The organism is Pseudoalteromonas sp. KG3 (assembly GCF_030436385.1).
Taxonomy (GTDB): domain Bacteria; phylum Pseudomonadota; class Gammaproteobacteria; order Enterobacterales; family Alteromonadaceae; genus Pseudoalteromonas; species Pseudoalteromonas prydzensis.
The window spans coordinates 807796-825375 of the sequence record NZ_CP098524.1; the positions used below are offsets into that span (position 1 = coordinate 807796).

Annotated in this window: 15 protein-coding genes; 10 read left to right on the top strand and 5 right to left on the bottom strand. The window is 41.6% G+C overall.

Features of this window, described 5'->3' with window-relative positions; genetic code table 11:
* The first annotated feature begins 57 nt into the window (after positions 1-57).
* The 6 genes from NDQ71_RS22055 (at position 58) to NDQ71_RS22080 (ending at position 5909) form a co-directional block, all read left to right on the top strand.
* Positions 58-1353, top strand: a complete 1296-nt coding sequence (locus NDQ71_RS22055; RefSeq protein ID WP_301562751.1) for a DUF5666 domain-containing protein — start codon at positions 58-60, stop codon at positions 1351-1353.
* 51 nt (positions 1354-1404) lie between these two features.
* On the top strand, positions 1405-1938 hold the full coding sequence (locus tag NDQ71_RS22060) for a hypothetical protein (protein ID WP_301562752.1): 534 nt from the start codon (positions 1405-1407) through the stop codon (positions 1936-1938).
* Positions 1939-1980: 42 nt separating this feature from the next.
* Positions 1981-2673: a response regulator transcription factor gene (locus NDQ71_RS22065; RefSeq protein ID WP_283708818.1), complete on the top strand. Its 693-nt coding sequence runs from the start codon at positions 1981-1983 to the stop codon at positions 2671-2673.
* Positions 2663-4003 (top strand): HAMP domain-containing sensor histidine kinase, encoded by a 1341-nt coding sequence (locus NDQ71_RS22070; RefSeq protein ID WP_301562753.1) that lies wholly within the window; start codon positions 2663-2665, stop codon positions 4001-4003. Before NDQ71_RS22065 ends, NDQ71_RS22070 begins: the two co-directional genes overlap by 11 nt.
* A gap of 408 nt (positions 4004-4411) precedes the next feature.
* The gene (locus NDQ71_RS22075; protein ID WP_192540167.1) at positions 4412-5110 is read left to right on the top strand and encodes a hypothetical protein; all 699 of its coding nucleotides are present in this window, start codon (positions 4412-4414) and stop codon (positions 5108-5110) included.
* A gap of 55 nt (positions 5111-5165) precedes the next feature.
* Positions 5166-5909, top strand: coding sequence for a zinc-dependent metalloprotease family protein (locus NDQ71_RS22080; RefSeq protein WP_192540168.1), 744 nt, complete (start codon positions 5166-5168; stop codon positions 5907-5909).
* 86 nt (positions 5910-5995) lie between these two features.
* Here the strand turns inward: NDQ71_RS22080 and NDQ71_RS22085 are convergent, their stop codons facing one another.
* Entirely contained in the window at positions 5996-7195 is a 1200-nt protein-coding gene (locus NDQ71_RS22085; protein ID WP_192540237.1) for an ectonucleotide pyrophosphatase/phosphodiesterase, read from the bottom strand.
* A gap of 423 nt (positions 7196-7618) precedes the next feature.
* On the opposite strand from NDQ71_RS22085, the gene dgt reads away from it, so the two are divergent.
* Together dgt and NDQ71_RS22095 are read left to right on the top strand one after the other, a co-directional pair.
* Positions 7619-9082 (top strand): dGTPase, encoded by a 1464-nt coding sequence (gene dgt / locus NDQ71_RS22090; RefSeq protein ID WP_192540169.1) that lies wholly within the window; start codon positions 7619-7621, stop codon positions 9080-9082.
* Between the two features lie 164 nt (positions 9083-9246).
* Positions 9247-10479 carry a hypothetical protein gene (locus NDQ71_RS22095; protein ID WP_192540170.1) on the top strand — a complete coding sequence of 411 codons (1233 nt, stop codon included), beginning with the start codon at positions 9247-9249 and terminating at the stop codon, positions 10477-10479.
* A gap of 36 nt (positions 10480-10515) precedes the next feature.
* Here the strand turns inward: NDQ71_RS22095 and NDQ71_RS22100 are convergent, their stop codons facing one another.
* Positions 10516-11055, bottom strand: coding sequence for a hypothetical protein (locus NDQ71_RS22100; RefSeq protein WP_192540171.1), 540 nt, complete (start codon positions 11053-11055; stop codon positions 10516-10518).
* Between the two features lie 226 nt (positions 11056-11281).
* Between NDQ71_RS22100 and NDQ71_RS22105 the strand changes: the two genes are divergently transcribed.
* On the top strand, positions 11282-11560 hold the full coding sequence (locus tag NDQ71_RS22105) for a hypothetical protein (protein WP_225736422.1): 279 nt from the start codon (positions 11282-11284) through the stop codon (positions 11558-11560).
* The gene (locus NDQ71_RS22110) at positions 11526-11942 is read left to right on the top strand and encodes a DUF3313 family protein (RefSeq protein ID WP_301562754.1); all 417 of its coding nucleotides are present in this window, start codon (positions 11526-11528) and stop codon (positions 11940-11942) included. Before NDQ71_RS22105 ends, NDQ71_RS22110 begins: the two co-directional genes overlap by 35 nt.
* Before the next feature lie 67 nt (positions 11943-12009).
* On the opposite strand, the gene NDQ71_RS22115 is transcribed toward NDQ71_RS22110, so the two are convergent.
* The 3 genes from NDQ71_RS22115 to NDQ71_RS22125 are packed head-to-tail and all read right to left on the bottom strand — an operon-like array spanning position 12010 to position 17575.
* The gene (locus NDQ71_RS22115) at positions 12010-12675 is read right to left on the bottom strand and encodes a class I SAM-dependent methyltransferase (RefSeq protein ID WP_192540172.1); all 666 of its coding nucleotides are present in this window, start codon (positions 12673-12675) and stop codon (positions 12010-12012) included.
* Between the two features lie 11 nt (positions 12676-12686).
* Entirely contained in the window at positions 12687-16337 is a 3651-nt protein-coding gene (locus NDQ71_RS22120) for an AAA family ATPase (RefSeq protein WP_192540173.1), read from the bottom strand.
* Positions 16334-17575 (bottom strand): exonuclease SbcCD subunit D C-terminal domain-containing protein, encoded by a 1242-nt coding sequence (locus NDQ71_RS22125; RefSeq protein WP_192540174.1) that lies wholly within the window; start codon positions 17573-17575, stop codon positions 16334-16336. The genes NDQ71_RS22120 and NDQ71_RS22125 overlap by 4 nt, the downstream gene beginning before the upstream one ends.
* Between the last annotated feature and the right edge of the window lie 5 nt (positions 17576-17580).

Sequence of the window (17580 nt, forward strand, 5' to 3'; positions counted from 1 at the left end):
CCGGTTATAGTGCTTGGCATAAACAGCTTATTCAGCCGACTAAATTTGGAGTTAGTTATGCACAGCCAGCACAAAAAAATCACTCAGATTATTTCATTATCAGCACTGACACTCGCATTAACTGCTTGTGGCAGTAGTAATTCACAGAGCAATGAGCTTACTAAGTTACCAAGCGTACTAATTGGTGAGCTAACCGCCACTACAGCAACAACAATTACAGTAAATCAGCATGAGATCCCGGCAAGTAATGCCGAGGTGGAGATTGATGGTGTAGATGGCTCATTGAGTGACTTGAAAAAAGGCATGATGGTTGAAGTAGAAACCAATGGCAGCCACGCGACGGAAATTGATTACGATCCTAATTTTAAAGGCCCAGTGCAGGTTCAAGGTAACGTTATTAATATTGCTGGTGTGAGATTAACAGGATTTGATAGCAGTATGGTAAAGGATGGTGATTTAGTTGAAGTAAGTGGTTATAACAGTGCTTACAACAGGTTAACAGTGACCTACCAGCAGCCAATCAGCGATCCCCAAACTGAGCTTGAAGTCGAAGGGGTAATCTCTGCACTTAATACCCAACAAAGGACATTCTCGTTAGGGAATATTCTGATTAATTATCAACAAGCAGATGTGGATGGGCCTCTTGTTAATGGACAATTCGTTGAAGTTGAAGGTTTTATGAATGGCCAACAGTTGTTGGCAAACGAAGTTGATGCCAAGCAACACAGTAGTTTTGATGATGACACGGATAGCCAGTTAGCTGGGCAAGTTACGTGGCTAAACAATGATTCAACCTTAATGACTATTAATGGCCAATGGCAAGTCAGTTTAAATGCGCAAACGCGTTATGATGATGGAACGGTAGCTGATCTAGCGATTGGACGGTTTGTTGAGATTGATGCCCTATGGCAGCAAGCAAATAACAGGTTTGTAGCGCAAGAGATTGAGTTTGGATCAGCAAATGATGTTGTGAACAGCAACAGCGCTTTTTCAGTTACAGGGTTAGTGACTTATACACAGGGCGTTGCGACAATCAATGGTATTGAATTTATACTCAATAACCAAACCGTATTTGATGATGGCTTAACGTTAAATAACATAGAAGGCCGATGGCTTGAACTTGAGGGGATTATCGCCGATGATAAACAAACCGTTAGCGAAGTTGAGCTAATGGATGGCAATGAGCCGCTTAATCTAACTGGTTTTGTCAGTGCAGATCAAAACATGCAAGCTAGCTTATGGGGTTATGTAAGTGAGGATAATTCACTCGATCAATACCTTGACCAGTATGTTGAACTTGAATGCCAATGGGTTGCAGAGGATCAAGTTACAGCATGTCGACTTGACGATTAATTGAAAATGCCACAGCCGTTGCTAATAACGGCTGTGCTTTGAGGTAAGCACATGAAAAAATTATTGCTAGTTAGCTTATTGTTTGTCACCTCAATGAGTATTGCTGCCAGCTCCGCTATTTTTGCAAAGCTGCATCAAGCAAACGCACCAACGCCGAGCGCCATATTACAAAAAATTGAGAACGAATACAGTAATAAAACCGTGATTGTGGAGTTTGAACTTGAGTTTGAAAAAGGCAATACCACGTATGAGGTCACATTATATCAAGCTAGTAGCGCACGCTTTATTGAGTTATTAGTAGATCAAAACGGCAGCTTGATTGAACTTGAGTACAACGCCCCAGAGCTTGATGAACAAGAAGAAATTGCCGCGGCAGAGTTAATGCGTCATAAGGGTTATACCATGCAAGGTTTATTAAGCAAAATGCATGATCCTGCTCATCAATACCTTATTGAAGCCCAGCTTGAACAAGATATGGGCGTGACCTACATGGTGGCCACCTTTATCACAGCACAAGGACGGCATAAAAAAGCCATTGATTTGGCAACGGGCAAAGATCTGCCTTTGCTGCGTTGGGGTAACTAAGCGGCTATTTTGTCTATTGATTAAACTAAGTTGAACTGACTAATGAAATTACTGCTGATCGAAGACGACAAGCAAAATCGTGATTTTCTCTATAAAGCGTTTAGTGAACAAGGCTATACGGTTGATACTGCAGCGGATGGGCAACAAGGTTTATTGCTGAGTACCTGTGAAGAATATGACATTATTATTCTGGATCGGATGTTACCGAAACTTGATGGTCTGCAAGTACTCGCAGCTTTACGAGCGACAGGAAAAACGACACCAGTATTGATTTTATCCGCGCTTGATAAAGTTGATGATCGTGTTACTGGGCTAAAAGCCGGTGGTGATGATTACCTTGTAAAACCTTTTGCATTTTCAGAGCTGGCTATTCGCGCAGAAAACCTGATTAAACGCCAAGTTGCTCATCCACCGCTTAATACTATTCTTCGTTTAGCAAACTTACAGGTAGATTACGCCAATCACAAAGCTGAAGTCGCTGGACAAGCACTGAGCTTACAACCAAAAGAATTTAAGTTATTACGCTTTTTATTAGAACATCAAGGTAAGCTCGTCACCCGTACACTATTGTTTGAAGCTGTATGGGAGTACCATTTTGATCCTGGCACCAACGTTATTGATGTTCACATTGCACGGCTACGTAAAAAGTTACAGCAATTCGATGCCGGAGTTCATATTGAAACCATTCGCGGGGTGGGCTATCGCCTTGCTAAAGAGCAAAATTATGCCGATTAACGATTCCATTTGGCGTCAATTTGATCCGCGTAATAGTTCGGTGTGGCGTTTAACGCTGGGCTTTGCTGTTATTATGGCGGTGATGCTGGCATTGACGGTTGTGCTAATTTACCAACTTTTATTAGGTGAGCAAAGTCGCCAAGTTGAACGACGTTTGGCTGCTGAGCAAGTAAGGATCGAAGGCCTTGCCAGTGAATTTTCAGCAAATAGTTTTTTTGCGCAACTGGAGGTATTTCGCAGCGAAGGCGATTTACTTATATTTTGGCAAAGTGAAGGTGAGCAAAGTCAGCAATTAAGCTTTTTACCAGAGGATATACCCACTTTGCCACGGACGGTGGTTTTTCCTGTATTAGACGCACAACGCGGGCAAATTCGTTTATTAACGACAGGCATAGTACGTACTCAACATGGTGATATAGTGCTTGCCACGGCAACTGAACATTTACAACGATTGATCGTTGAGTTTAAAACCATTGCTATCTGGGCATGCTTAATTAGTTTGATATTAACAGGCGTGTTTGGTTATATTTTTGCACGACGACATTTACGTCGCGTGCATTACTTCAATAATACGGCAGAGCAAGTACAAAATGGTGATTTATCGGCGCGTATTGAGCACCATCAAAAAGGCGATGAATTTGACCGATTAGGGGCGCATATCAATACCATGCTGGATGCAGTAGAAGAGAACTTTGCTTTAGTGCAAGGGATCACTGATAACATTGCCCATGACCTTAAAACCCCGCTTACGCGTTTACGGCTAAACTTGGAGCAACAAGCTCAGCGTTATCCTCAGATTGGTGTTGATATCGAACAACTTGATATCATTATTAATACATTTGATGCCATGCTAAAACTAACTCGTTTAGAGCATGGTAAGTTTCCATTGGCTATGCAGCAAGTCGACTGCCAGTTATTACTTGCAGATCTCATTGAAATGTTACAACCAAGTGCTGAGCAACAGCAACAAACAATAACTTTTGATTGCCATGGTTCTATGCACCTGCAAGGGGATAAAAATCTACTGTTCCAAGCCGTGTTTAACTTGCTAGATAACGCAATTAAATATGCAGGGATTGGCGCTAGTATCGTTATTTATAGCGATCCTCGTACTATCACTATCAGTGATAGTGGTAAGGGGGTGAGTCAAGAACAGCTTACTCAGCTGACGAAACGTTTTTACCGTGCCGATCCAGCTCGCCAACATGAAGGCTTTGGTTTAGGGTTGGCAACAGTGCAGGCAATCTGCTCCCGTCACCAACTGCAACTTAATTTACACAGTGATAGTGATGGATTTAGTGCCTCAATTTTACTTAGTGACAGCGCTTAAAATCGCTTTTGGCGTTGGCAATTCAGTGACAGTATCAGTGCTTTCATCTAAGCCTTCAAAATCAGGATTTGAGTTTGCTTCACAGATTTTAAACTGATTATCGTCACGATAATTTATTTTTTAATAAGGTTGCATTTATACGTTTATAAAAGTGTATAAATGCAAATAGATAGAAAGACCTATAAAAGGAAAATATGATATTTTATTGTTAATTTTCCACTCAGTTGTTTAGACAGTTCAAATTAACCATTCCACTATCACGATCTAAATTATTTTTAACATACAGATTAGTATGAAGATATTTTATTTTATTGTTTTTATTATCGGTAACAATTTTGTGCTTGCGATTTTTTTTGTTTCGATTTATGGTTAACGCGAAATTAACCTTTGGATCTTAATGGGAAACAAATGAAGAAAGCTATTGCATTTATTATCATTGTTCCACTCAGTCTGTTTTTTATCTATGAATACGCTATTCATGAAGAGGTAAAAACACCTGTGTTTACACCAATGAATGAAAAAAATGTTGCTGTAGTTGCTGCACCGATAGCTAAACCTTTGCCTAGCGAATCATTGTCTAAGGACGTTGTGACCAGCGCTGCAGATACGCTGCAAACTGATAGCGACTTTGATGCCATTAACCGCTTATCAGACAACGCGAAGCAGGTGCTAAAAGCTGCGGGTGTATTACCGACTGATTTAAAAAATGAAGCCTATGTTGAATTTGACTTAGCTGCACTAAGAAAGCTTAAACAAGGTGATAGCTTTGATTTAGCGATCCCGCAGACGGCTGAAACTTTTAGCGCCGAAGTGACTAATGTGATTGCCGCCAGTAATGGCGATAAAAGTGTATTTGGCAGCGTTATTGGCGCTGATGGACGTTTTCATACCACAGTGCTGACTATCGGAAAAGATGCTGTATATGGCCAGTTTACTGCCCCCAGTGGTAATTACGTGTTTGAAAGTAAAGGGCAATATGGCTGGTTAGCGGCTAAGCGCGACCTCTATAAAAACCATATTGAACACCAAGTAACCAATCAACCCGCCGCTCAGCCCAGTGATGGAGATGATCCTTTTGCTCCAAAAGCTGAGGCTAATAGCTTATAAAAATTCATCATGCGTAATTTTTAAGCCAATAAAACACAACTAACAAGGAAATAAGATGAACAAACGACTAACCACTTTAGCTGCATTTTGTGCGTTAGGTATGACTGCAACTAGCCAAGCGGCGACCATTGATATTGCGATTTTATATACCGATCAAGCGGCAGCTGCCACCACCAACATTAACACTAAAATCAACCAGTACATTGCCTTTAGTAACCAAGTATATAGCCAAAATGGGGTTGATATTACGTTACGTTTAGTCGGTAGCGAAAACTTAGGCAACCATGCTATTACACCTTCGAGCAGTTGGTTAAACTCAGTAACTAATAGCAGTTATATTCAAGGTTTACGTGATAGTTGGGGGGCAGATATGGTCGCTGTGCTTGGTACTGGTCAAAGTGCGGGCAGTAATCTAATTTCCTGCGGTATTGCGTGGGTTGGTAATGGCAGTAACGGTAGTTTATACAGCTCGTCAAGTAACAGTATGTATAGTATTACAGCAGTAGATTGTGGGGCGACAACGTTTGTGCATGAGCTGGGTCACAATCAAGGCTTACTACATTCACGTAAACAAGGTGACACCTCAGGTGGTGTATATGTAGATGGTATGGGCCATGGTGTGCAAAATCAATTCGCCAGTATAATGGCGTATCCGCATGTATTTGGTAGCGCCACACAATACGATTATTTTTCTAATCCAAGTTGGAGCGTGAATGGCCTTCCTTATGGTGTAGCTGGTGAGTCGTTTGCTTGGCGCACAGTTAACGAGACTAAAAACAGTATTGCTAACTTTAAGTAAGCGTTATTTTTAGTATATTGTTTTCCCTTTTGAGCGCAGTTGCGCTCTTTTTACTGGCGCTAAAGATAGCTTGTCCTGAGCTCAGGTTAGTTATTTAAGGCCGGCCAAAGTGTAGCCCCATCACTGTCAATTTTACTCAACACCTCAATCCCTAATACTTTAGCAACCATAGGATAAATATCGAGGTTATTGACTTTATCAAGGGTAATGCCTTGTTTAAATGCGGGGCCATTAGCAATAAAGGTTGCCGCCATATCATCGCTGTACGCGTAGCCATGGGTACCTAAATAGTTAACTTTGCCAGTATCGGCGAAGGTTTTTGGTGCTGTGGTTTGTAAAATAATATCGCCGGTACGGCCATTATTTTGATAATGATACTGCGCTCGCTGGCTATCAGTTAGGACTATGTAACGGCCTTTCGCCGCTTTGTTTAAGCGTTCTTTATAAGCGCTGATATCAGCTGCTGTGGTGTTTTCATCGGCATAAATTAGCACGCGTGGGCCGGTATTTTTAACCATAAATTTATCATCTTTGGGTAAGCTACTGATGGCAATGCTTTGGTTTGGCGCAACGGTGCTCATGCCATGGTCAGAGACAATAACCAAGTTAACATCTTGCTCAAGGGCTGCTAGGCGCTGTTGTAATTGCCCCATTAAGGCATCGACTTGCTGCACCGCTTGTTTTGTCTGCTCAGCATCTGGCCCGTATTTATGCCCCATACTATCAACCAATGAAAAATAGCTAATGACTAATTGTGGGCGCTGTGGTGCAGGGAGTTTTAGCCATTGGATAATTTGCTCTATACGGTTTTGGTAATCACTGTGTTTTGAATAGTGATAGTAATAATCAGGTGTCATACCATTAAAGCGGGCATCTGATTCGGGCCAAAAATAGCTTGCTGATTTTAGCCCTTGCATAGTCGCGAGGTTCCAAAGTGGAATGCCACTAAACCAAGTGCTGTCGTCCCTACCTTTACCCATGCTATAGCAGTCGTTGCGTTTGCTGTCGCAAAAGCGATTATCCACTACTCCGTGGTTAATAGGTAACAAACCGGTAATGATAGATAAATGATTAGGAAAGGTTTTAGTTGGATACACTGGCTGCATTTTATTCGCTCGAACACCTGATTTAGCGATAGCAGCTAAATGAGGGGCGCCGTGTTTTTCAATGTAATCCCAGCGAAAGCCATCCAGCGAAATAAGCACGACCGTGTTATTTGGGTTTTGTAATGCATGTGCATTACTGACAAAGCAAAATAATAGAACTGAAAAAACCAAAAACTTCATTTGGAAACCACCTTGGTTAAAGCAATGTTGAGTTAAAAAAGTGACAGAGTGCAGTGTAATATGCATTTGTGACATATATACCTAAACCTCCTCAAGATGCAGAATTCAGCGTTTCACAGGGGCTTAATATCAAGGCGTTACTTTGCAAGAATGGCCGTCCCTTTTAAGAAGGAACAACGCTGAGAGTAAGTGCCTGTGGAACGCCCAAAGGGTTGGTTTAAAAGCGATTTATACTGCGTTATTGATTTTAACAATAGAACTACTATTACTTGCAATCAATGCCTTGCCTAAATCGCTTTTAATTCCAACTGAAACTCGCATCTTGAGGTGGTTTGGGTATATGGCTTTATTTTAAAAGTTAATTATCCATTCTCATTCATGATACAAGCTGTTAGATTAAATTTACAATAAAAAGGAACTGCCATGATCGACTTTAGTAAAAAAATCACCTCAGCGCGTGAGCAGCGTTCGACCCCTAATTTACAAACCGCGCTTGAAAGCGATCGTGGGCGTATTATCAACAGTGCGGCAATTCGTCGCTTACAACAAAAAACCCAAGTATTCCCACTTGAGCGCAATGCCGCAGTGCGTTCACGACTGACTCATTCATTAGAAGTACAACAAGTTGGACGTTTTATTGTTCAGCGTATTTTTGCTAATTTGACCGCCAAACAGCAGGCGGAATATGGGTTGACTGGGCTGGAGCGACCACTGGAAAGCCTCGTAGAAATGGCCTGTTTGATGCACGATATAGGCAATCCGCCCTTTGGTCATTTTGGTGAAGCGGCAATTAATCAATGGTTTAACGCAAACTTATCGGCACTGACTCCTGCACGTTGTAGTGATCCACATACCGGTATTGGGGTGATCTTTAAGCATTTAGCACAAGATATCAGTAATTTTGAAGGTAACGCACAAGGTATTCGCATCATTCATTCGTTACTCTCACTGAATTTAACTTATAGCCAAAGCGCGGCTATTTTAAAATACACGCGTCCGGCCAGTATGGCTAAAGAAGATATACCCCGTGATAAAGATTATCTGATGAAAAAAGTCGGTTTTTATTACAGCGAAAAAAGCTTTGTAGAGCGATTGCAAAAAGAGCTTGAAATAGATCCACAATGTCGTCACCCGGCCAGTTACATTATGGAAGCTGCGGATGATATTTCCTATTGTTTAGCGGATATTGAAGATGCCGTGGAAAAAGGCATTATTAGCGTTGAGCTACTTTGCGATAAACTTAAACTACGTTATAAAAAAGTACTCATTAACTATACTATTGATGCTGTTGAGCATCAGCATGTGGTTGATAAAGCAGTTAATTACGCTTTAGAAAAAGCTAAATTACAGTCGTATAATTTCAACAGTGAATTTTTCATTTATTTACGGGTAAGCTTGCTTCATCCGTTAGTTAATTATGCTGCAAAACGGTTTATAGATAATATAGAGGCGGTATATCATGGCGATTTTAACCAAGCTTTATTGGAAGATCGTAGTCACCTACACGCCATTACCAGCACTTTAAAACAAGTGGCGTATGAGTATGTATTCTCTCACAAAGAAGTGGGTAAATTAGAGTTACAGGGGTATCGTATTATTACGGGGTTACTGGATTGCTATAAGCCCCTACTCCAACTCAGCCACGATAATTTTAAACGAGTGCTCAAGGGTGATAGCCGTTTTTTAATTGAAACCCGTTTGCTGCAAAAGCTATCAAAAAAACATTTAAATACCTATCTGCATGCTATCGATGCGATGCAAGCTGAGCCAGATCATGTAATCGCGTACGAATTTTATTATCGCTGTCGCTTTATTCAAGACTATATCAGCGGTATGACCGATCAGTTTGCCTATGATGAATATCGCACTTTGATGGTCATTGATTAGTAAAGTTAACAGCTAGATAAATTTGCGCACAACTATTAAACTGAGGTTATTGTGTTACTTTGCTTAATAGAATTATGCTCACTTATTTATCGCGGCTTAGCCTTTTTATTTTACTAACGTGTAGTTTTAATAGCGTTGCAAAATACAGCGAAGCTATGTGTATTTTGTATAAACAACAAATGCAGCAATACAGTGATAACACCAGCAGCCGTAGTTATCGCAATGCCGCCAGAGATTACGACAAAAACTGCAGCATTCCACCGCCAGTCGAAAAGGTGCAACCACAGATCACAGCACCAAAAAGCACAATGCCTGAGCCAGTTACTAAGCAAGCTGAAGACAGCAACGCTGTGCCTACTGAGCAACCGAGTACGGCTGTAAACCCCCTTGACAGCAAAGTTGAACAAACGGCTGCACAAGCGAAGCCAAGCGAAACAGCGGTCGCAACTGCGGTGGTAGAGGCGAGTGAAGTTTCAACAACCGAAGTTGAAGCAACTGCAGAGCTGATTAAAGAGCAAGTTGAGCCGTTAAATCAACAGCCTGTAAATGCGTCAGCTCCGGCAATTACTAGTGAGACAATCAATAATGATGCTGAAACGGGTTCATTATTAATGCCGAGTTTATTGCTGTTAGCGGTGTTGTTGTTAGCAGGATTACTGTTGCAGCGTTTACGCGGCAAGAAAAATTCAGCGTCTGAATCAATCGAAAGTAACGTCTCAGCCCCACTTGCCAGCACTTTATCTAACAAGCCAAATAAAAGCGTTGTAGCTGATGAAAAGAAACAGACTGCAACGCAGCAGCCAATAGCACAACAGCACATCGCCGAAAATGTGACAAGTACTGAACCACAGATTTCAGCACTTGACGACGATGGATCTAAACAAGCGCAACTGACACAACGTATTTTTAGTAATGATCACGACTTCAAAGAGCCTGAAGTACGTACATTTGATCCCGATGCGCCATTACCGGGCCAAAAACCGAGCGTATCGTCTGAAGTACAAACCAGTGATGACTCTGAGCAACGAGTGAATAGCACAGAAGAAGTTGCGCCGCAGACTGACTCATTTAAGCAAGGCCTTGAAAGTACAGCTGGCCATACTGTGGGGGCTGACAGCGATGATGACCTTACAAAAGCGCTGGATGCACTTAATGAAGAGCTGGCAGCTGAGCAGCAGCCAGAGCTTGAAAGTAATGAGCATGAGCCATCCATTGATCAAGATGACACAGCGACGACTGAGCAAAAGGCTAACCCATTTGCTAACTTATCTTTGGATCCAAGCTGGGACCCTAATTCGCCTGAAAAACCAACAATAGTGCCGAAGAAAAAGGTCCCTAAATCGGCCGAGTTAATCGCAGCGCAAGAGCGTGCTAAACAATTAAAAACTGACGATTAATAATCAAGCACGCTTTATTTATAGCGTGCAAACACGTTATTGCTTTTGATCGTTGTAAGTAGATGCTTTTTTTGCTTCTCGCCAGTGAAAAAGTGAAACCGTAATAACGACTAATAAATAGCTAAATGCAACAGCTATTAAAGGTGAAACCTGCTGTAATAAACTTACTTGTGTTTGATGGCTGATCTGTTTACTTGATAAATCAAGGGATGGTGGAATGTTTTTGGGTAAGGTAATTTCGAATACTTGGTCATCAGGAGCAGCTTCAGTGCGTTTTGAGGTGCTGCTTGAGTGCTCGCCCAAGGGGGGTTGCGCGGCTATGCTTTTTTTACACCAAACAGTTAAATCTTCAGCATTCGCCCGCACATTGCAGTGTTGCTGCGGTTGATACTCTGCATATAATACAGTGTGTTTTTTATAACGATGATAAAAATATGACTCGAGTGTTGAACCTGCAAAGGGGGAGCTAACTAGATCAGTGTGTTTTAATGATTGCTGTGCAGTATTAGCTGTCGTTGTTGCTATTAATAAAAGCGACAAGCTTAGTGCCACTAAGATAAAAATCCATTTTTTCATTAGTTTAGGTCCTGTAAAAGATGAGTATAAAGCCTACCAGTATTTTTAAGTGAAGCCAAGTTTATATTAAAGGTACAATTAAGGCGATAATAGCTAATCTGATTGCATAATAATCAGTGTATGCTAAATTTTAACGGCATTAACTTTACATAATTTGAACTGTGGATAGCAAACTTATCCCATTAAGATTCTACCCCAATACACTGTACTTAAAAGGATTATTATAATGAAAAAGTCATTGTTGGTATTAAGCTTAACTATGTTACTAGGTGCGTGCTCTTCCTCACCGCTAAGTGTTGATACAACTGAACAAACGCAGGATGGTTTATCAAAAGTTACAAACGCGAAAATGAATATGGCTTATGTCAAAGCGGGCACCGATTGGAGCCGTTTCACAAAAGTTTATTTTGCACCTGTTATTGTCACTAATGAACATCCTGAAGATTACGAAGCCCCGAGGATTGACCGTCGTGCAGAAGGTTTTGATGCAGGGCAAGCTTGCTGAGGCGTTTAATCAAACTGTAAGCTCAGTCTTTAATGATGAACAGCCCTATCAATTAGTAGCAGCGCCTGATGCCAATACGCTTATAGTTGAAACATATGTAACAGACATCCGCTTAGCTGCTCCGATTGAGTCGAGTCGTCGTAGCTTTCAAAGTGGCGGTGCAACATATACCCAAAACAGTGGCTCTATGGTGCTGCTTGCGAGGATAAAAGACGGCAAAGACAATACGGTAATAGCAAAAGCAGCCGACCGTGGTCAAGCGATGGACCAATGGCAACAAAACACCCAAGTGTTCAATATGGGAGATGTGAAAACAGTGTACCGTAATTGGACCAATGACTTTAAAAATGCCCTAATGCAAACCCGTGCATCTGCGAACTAACACGAACATCTGCGAACTATACTAATAAGCTCAACCAAAGCTGTAGCGGGTTGAGCTTATTCGATCCTTACTGTTTTTGAATTACATAGCCGCTAAAGCTTAGTGCTTTAAAATACAATTTAGGCGTGCTGTAGCCAGCATTATCGAGTAGTTCTGAGAGACGTAATCGGTCTAACGGGTAAAATTCATGCTCAAAATTATGTTTCATACGCTCTACGCCAATATCAGTTAATCCTAACTGTTGGCAAAGAGTAAATTGTGCATCGCGTTCAAAGCTTGTTTCTGGGCGCATTAAATCAGCTAAATACAGTTGTGCGGATGGTTTTAATTGCTTGGCTACGGCGCGAAGTAATGATTTTTTATCGCCATTATCAGCAACAAAGTGCAGCACTAGTAAACACAATGCGGCATCAAATGTATCTGTTAATTGCTCGATATCGCCAACATGGATTGTTACTCGATCACTAATACCTAAATCAGCAAAACGCTTTTGGCCAATATTGAGCATATCAGTCGAAATGTCTTGTGCGGTGAAATGCCAGCTTGGATTAAGTGCGGCAAGCGCAGCAATATCTTTGCCGGTGCCAGAACCAACCACGAGAATATGAGCATTATCGGGCAATGTTACCTTTAGTTGTGCTGCTGTTGTGGAATGTAATAAATCATAGCCTGGCACTAAACGAGTAATGCGTGAATCGTACTCTTTAGCTTCTTCATGTGTAAATGTTGGCATCAATCAATCCTTTATATTATAGAGATAGTTGAATAACCACCGGGCTTTTTAGCGACATGAACTTGCGTTGCAACCCGTTCGGTCATTTGTGAGACATGGGAAATTACCCCGACTTTACGCCCTTGCGCTTGTAAAGAGTCAAGTGCATCCATGGCAATACTAAGTGTTTCACTGTCTAACGTACCAAAGCCTTCATCAATAAACAAAGAATTAATGCTTACTTTGTTCGACGATAGCGAAGCAAGTCCTAGCGCCAGCGCCAATGACACTAAAAACGACTCACCACCTGAGAGGGTATTTACCGAGCGCTGTTCGTCAGCCATGTCTTTATCCACAATCGCAATGTCTAAGCTCTGCTCTATGGCTGTTAATTCATAGCGTTTATTTAGTGTTCGCAAATGGCTATTGGCATAATGCAATAAAATTTTTAAGGTTTGAGTTTGCGCTAAGTTACGCATGGTTTTACCCGTAGCATCGCCGAGCACTTTATTGAGCAGATGCCACTGTTCAACTTGCAGTTGTAAAGCCGCTAGTTCCTGCTGTTTACCTTGCAAAGCCTGACAGTTTTGGTTGTGTTGCTCAAGTGCGGTATTGGTCTCCAGTTGCGATTTTTGCAGTACGTTTTGCTGCTCGATCAGTGCATTTAACTGTGCTGCAAGTTGGTCAGCGGTTTGCTCTGGTTTATCGCTACTTTGGTGTTGTTGATGAGCGCTTTGTTGTTGTTTTAATGCCGCATTTGCATCAACAACTGCTTGTGTTAATTGCTCATGTTGCTGTAATTGCGCTTTAATATCATCACTGCTTAGAGTTAGTAAAATAGCGATCTGTTCATGACTGATATCGGTATATTGGCTTGCAAATTCACTAAACCATTGCTCGTAGCGGGCTGTTAATGAACTTAGTTCTTGGCTGTTCTCCTCTATGCGTTGTTGATGATTATTAATTGCAATCACCTGTTCGTCACGTTGCTTGATTGCTTGGTCATGGGCTTGCTGGCTTTGTGTTAGTTGTGTTTGACATTGCTCATGTTGCGTCGCGAGCCTTGCTTGGTAATCGTCTACGCTAATTTGCTCATTATTAAATAGTGCCAATCGTTCGCTTTGGGTGTTGTTATGCTGCTGCTGTGCTTTGGCTAACTCGCCAGTTAACGCTGTTAGCGCTTGTTCGCTTTCGCTGATCAATGGGTTAAGTTGCTGAGTTTTTTGTTCGCTACTATCAAGCTGTTTTTGAGTGCCCTCAAGCAAGGTTTGAGTGTGTTGGTATTGCTCTACCTGCTGGGCAAGCTGATTGAGATCAAGTGTATTGTTTTGCAATTGTTGCCAAAACTCAGTTTGTGAAAACTGTGCGTCAAGGGTCTGAGTTAATTCATTTATTTGCGAATTTAGTTCATTGTGTTTGTTGCTTAACTGGTTAAGTTGATTGCTTAAATCAACATACTGGTTGTGTAACTGTTGTTGAATTTGTTGTTCTGCTTTGAGCTTGTTTTGCAGTTGGTTTACTTTTTCTTGCAGCTCATGCTGGCGTTTTTGCACTGCAAAGTACTGGGCTTTTTGCTCGTTTAGTTGTTGGTAATGCGAGTCTAGCTGTTCAGCCGTTAAGTCATTTAGTTCACTGCGGGTACTTTGCATAGTGTTTTTAATGTCTAGTTGCTTGGCTTGTACAGTCTGTATCGTCTGCTCTAACTGTGCGTGCTCAGCGACGAACACAGCATGTTGAGTTTGTTGCTGATGCAGCTGTGTTTGTGCTTGTTCATAACGCTGTTTAGCGTGGCTATAGTCACTTTCAAAGTCGGCGATTAAATTCGTTAATTGCTGGTTTTGAGCAATCGAGAATGGGTGCTCTGTAGCGCCACAAACAATACATGGTTCGTTAGGAACAAGTTGAGCGCGCAGGTGTTCAACATTTTCACTGGCACGCAGCCGCGCTTGATTAAGCGTATATTCGCTGTGTTTTAGGGTTTGCTCACAGGTTAATAAATTTTGCTGCAATGTTGCTTGTTGCTGTTCGCTATGAGTCAATTTGTTAGTCAGTTCGCCCTGTTGCTGCGCACTGTGTTTTAACTCTTGGCTAAACTGCTTATAGCGTTCACGCTGCTCTTTTAAATAATCGATACTTTTTAGCTGGGCGTCACACTGCTCAATATTAAATTGATTTTGTTGCTGATTGAGCTGCTGGAGTGCGGTTTGTTCAAGCACTAACGCTTGCTCACTTGCTGCAACTTGGTTATTTTGCGCGGTCAGTTGCTCATGGTGATTAGACTGCTCAGCGCTTAGTTGTTTACTTTGTGCCGCGGTCGTCTTTAACTGCTCGGTGGCGTTGATATATTGCTTAAAACTGTGCTGATAGTAAGCCCAATCGTTTGCTAATGGCTTAAGTTGCTTATGCTGCTCTAACCATTGTTGCTGCTCAGTATTGCGTTTTTCTGCTGCGGCGTGCTCTGTTTGATTGTGCTTAAGTTGCTGCTGCAAATTTGTTAATTGTGATTGTTCTTTATCTGCTTGCAGGCCTAGGTTTGTTATATTTTGTGCATCGATTGCCAATTGATTATCAAGCTTTCGAGCCTTGCTGAGCATTGGCTCTGCGTTTTTTTGTTGCTGCTTAGCTGTTTGCAAGGCTTGACTGTGTTGTTCAAGAGTACTGGCAAGGCTGGCAATCAGTGTCTTATGATCAATGTTTTTTAAGTCACTAAGCTTAGCGTTCAACTCATTATTTTGTGTGGTTAAGCTTTTAAAGCGAATGCGATTGTCTTTAATTTCCAGCGCACTTTGTGCTTGTTTCGCTTGTTCACTTTGTTTTGCTATCGCAACAAGGGCAGCGCTGGCTTGCTGTTGGTTTTGTTGAGCTTGCTGCAAAGCCTGTGCTAATTTGTTGGCTTGTTGATACCAATTAACGCCCTGCTCTGCCTTGAGTACACGTTGCTTTGCTTGTTTTATTTGTAGCTCTAATTCTGCTAGTTGTGCCTTTTTAGCCGTTAACTCTTCATCTGTGAGTAAGGTATAACTTGCCAAGCTTGCTTTTAATAACTCTAAGTTATCTTTTTGCTCTTTATGGCGCTCAAAAATTCGCTTGCCTATTAGGCTAAATTTATCTGTGCCAGTTAAACACTCTAGAAGGTGTGCGCGTTCATCGCCGGTGGCTTTTAAAAATGCAGCAAACTCGTGTTGTGCTAATAAAACTGCACGAGAGAACTGCTCAAAGCTAAGCCCTATTTTACTTTCAATGTGCTTGATGGTGTTACTTTTATCGGCAATAAGCGCTTCGTCAGGTAAGCTAAATAGGCTATGTTCGGCGGTTTTTAATTTTCCAGTTACCTTTTTATGAGCCCGTTGTATTGTGTATCTTGCTCTATATTGGCATTTATCTTGACCTACAAAGTCCACCTCTGCATAGCCTGTTGATGTTCCCCTGCGTAGTAAATTACGAGGATCATTGAGCTTAATATTGTCGCCATTAAAATCTATTAAGTTACCTTTATCGCCTTTTAGTCTGGCTGTTTTAGTATAAAGGGCTAAGCAGATTGCATCTAAAAAAGTACTCTTTCCCGCCCCAGTATCACCAGTTATAGCGAATAAGCCAGCATCTTTTAAGGGCGCTTTGGTAAAGTCTATTTCAGCATCAACAATTGAGGCTAAATTATGGATCCGTACAGCGGTTATTTTCATAGTTGCTCTTGCTCCGTCAGTTCACTTATCACCGCATTTAAAAGCGTTTTTAGCTCTTCAGGTACGCTTTGCCCAGCCATATCTTTATTATTTGCGAATGCTTGCTCTAATAAGGTTTGCGGGTTGAGCATTTCAACTTGGCTTAGATCTTCAAATATAGCGCTGCTTTGTTGTTTATTTGTTTGCCGTACACGTTCTATACCACAAAAATTTACCGCTTTATTTTCTAGTGCTTTTTCAATTTGCTCTCTAAAGGTGGTATCGGTATCCCCTGCACTGAGCTTGACTCTTAAATATGGAGGTTGGCTGTAACTGCTGAGATCTAGAGCCGCTATTTGCTCGCATAATTGTTCAGCGGGAACACACTCTCCTTCAGGTAACAGAATTACCTCAGCGGTACGTGGAATGTAAAGGGGGTTTACAGTAACGGCAATTTGCTGATTGGTGATTGTGAATTCTGCAATGCATACTTGATGCTTATAATGACGCTCAGAAAACGACATAGGCATAGGTGTGCCGCTATAGCGGATAGTGTCAGACTTTGCGACTTGCTGCGCTTTATGTAAATGCCCTAGCGCCACGTAATTTGCCTGCTCACTAAAGATTTGTGCGGTGACTGATTCTTCACCACCAATTATCAAATTGCGCTCGGAATCACTGGAAATATCGCCCCCTTTTGCATGCAAGTGACCCATGATGATCAATGGCGTAGCGACGGGTTTATTTTTAAGTGCGCATTCGCTGCTAAGTTGGTACGCTTTAGCAATGCCCTGAGCGTAATCTTGCCCGTTTTCTGTATTACTTAAGGTTGTGACGTCACTGGCACGTAAAAACGGCATGGCGACGATATGAGCGTTTACTGTATCTGTGTTTATGCGGATCACAACATCATCAGGGTTATTCGCATCAAAACGCCCTACTACATGGGTATCAAACTGTGCCAGCAAAGGTTTTGCAGTCATAATGCGATTTGCTGAATCATGGTTACCAGCAATAATAACTATTTGTAATGCTGGGCAGCGTTTTTTAACGTTTTTGATGAACTGATAAAGCTGGTTTTCACTGCTAGCAGGTGGTGTTGCGGTGTGATAAATATCGCCAGCAACTAACAGTAAATCGATTTCTTCATTGACGAGCGTGTCAATCAGCCAATTAAAAAACTGCTGGTGTTCACCTGCACGGTGATGTTCATAAAATTGTTGGCCAAGATGCCAATCTGAGGTGTGTAAGACTTTCATGTCAC

Bases quoted from the DNA above. Each gene is read 5' to 3' on its own strand.
- NDQ71_RS22055 (WP_301562751.1), top strand. From the start codon at position 58: ATGCACAGCCAGCACAAAAAAATCACTCAGATTATTTCATTATCAGCA.
- NDQ71_RS22060 (WP_301562752.1), top strand. From the start codon at position 1,405: ATGAAAAAATTATTGCTAGTTAGCTTATTGTTTGTCACCTCAATGAGT.
- NDQ71_RS22065 (WP_283708818.1), top strand. From the start codon at position 1,981: ATGAAATTACTGCTGATCGAAGACGACAAGCAAAATCGTGATTTTCTC.
- NDQ71_RS22070 (WP_301562753.1), top strand. From the start codon at position 2,663: ATGCCGATTAACGATTCCATTTGGCGTCAATTTGATCCGCGTAATAGT.
- NDQ71_RS22075 (WP_192540167.1), top strand. From the start codon at position 4,412: ATGAAGAAAGCTATTGCATTTATTATCATTGTTCCACTCAGTCTGTTT.
- NDQ71_RS22080 (WP_192540168.1), top strand. From the start codon at position 5,166: ATGAACAAACGACTAACCACTTTAGCTGCATTTTGTGCGTTAGGTATG.
- NDQ71_RS22085 (WP_192540237.1), bottom strand. From the start codon at position 7,195: ATGAAGTTTTTGGTTTTTTCAGTTCTATTATTTTGCTTTGTCAGTAAT.
- dgt (WP_192540169.1), top strand. From the start codon at position 7,619: ATGATCGACTTTAGTAAAAAAATCACCTCAGCGCGTGAGCAGCGTTCG.
- NDQ71_RS22100 (WP_192540171.1), bottom strand. From the start codon at position 11,055: ATGAAAAAATGGATTTTTATCTTAGTGGCACTAAGCTTGTCGCTTTTA.
- NDQ71_RS22105 (WP_225736422.1), top strand. From the start codon at position 11,282: ATGAAAAAGTCATTGTTGGTATTAAGCTTAACTATGTTACTAGGTGCG.
- NDQ71_RS22115 (WP_192540172.1), bottom strand. From the start codon at position 12,675: ATGCCAACATTTACACATGAAGAAGCTAAAGAGTACGATTCACGCATT.
- NDQ71_RS22120 (WP_192540173.1), bottom strand. From the start codon at position 16,337: ATGAAAATAACCGCTGTACGGATCCATAATTTAGCCTCAATTGTTGAT.
- NDQ71_RS22125 (WP_192540174.1), bottom strand. From the start codon at position 17,575: ATGAAAGTCTTACACACCTCAGATTGGCATCTTGGCCAACAATTTTAT.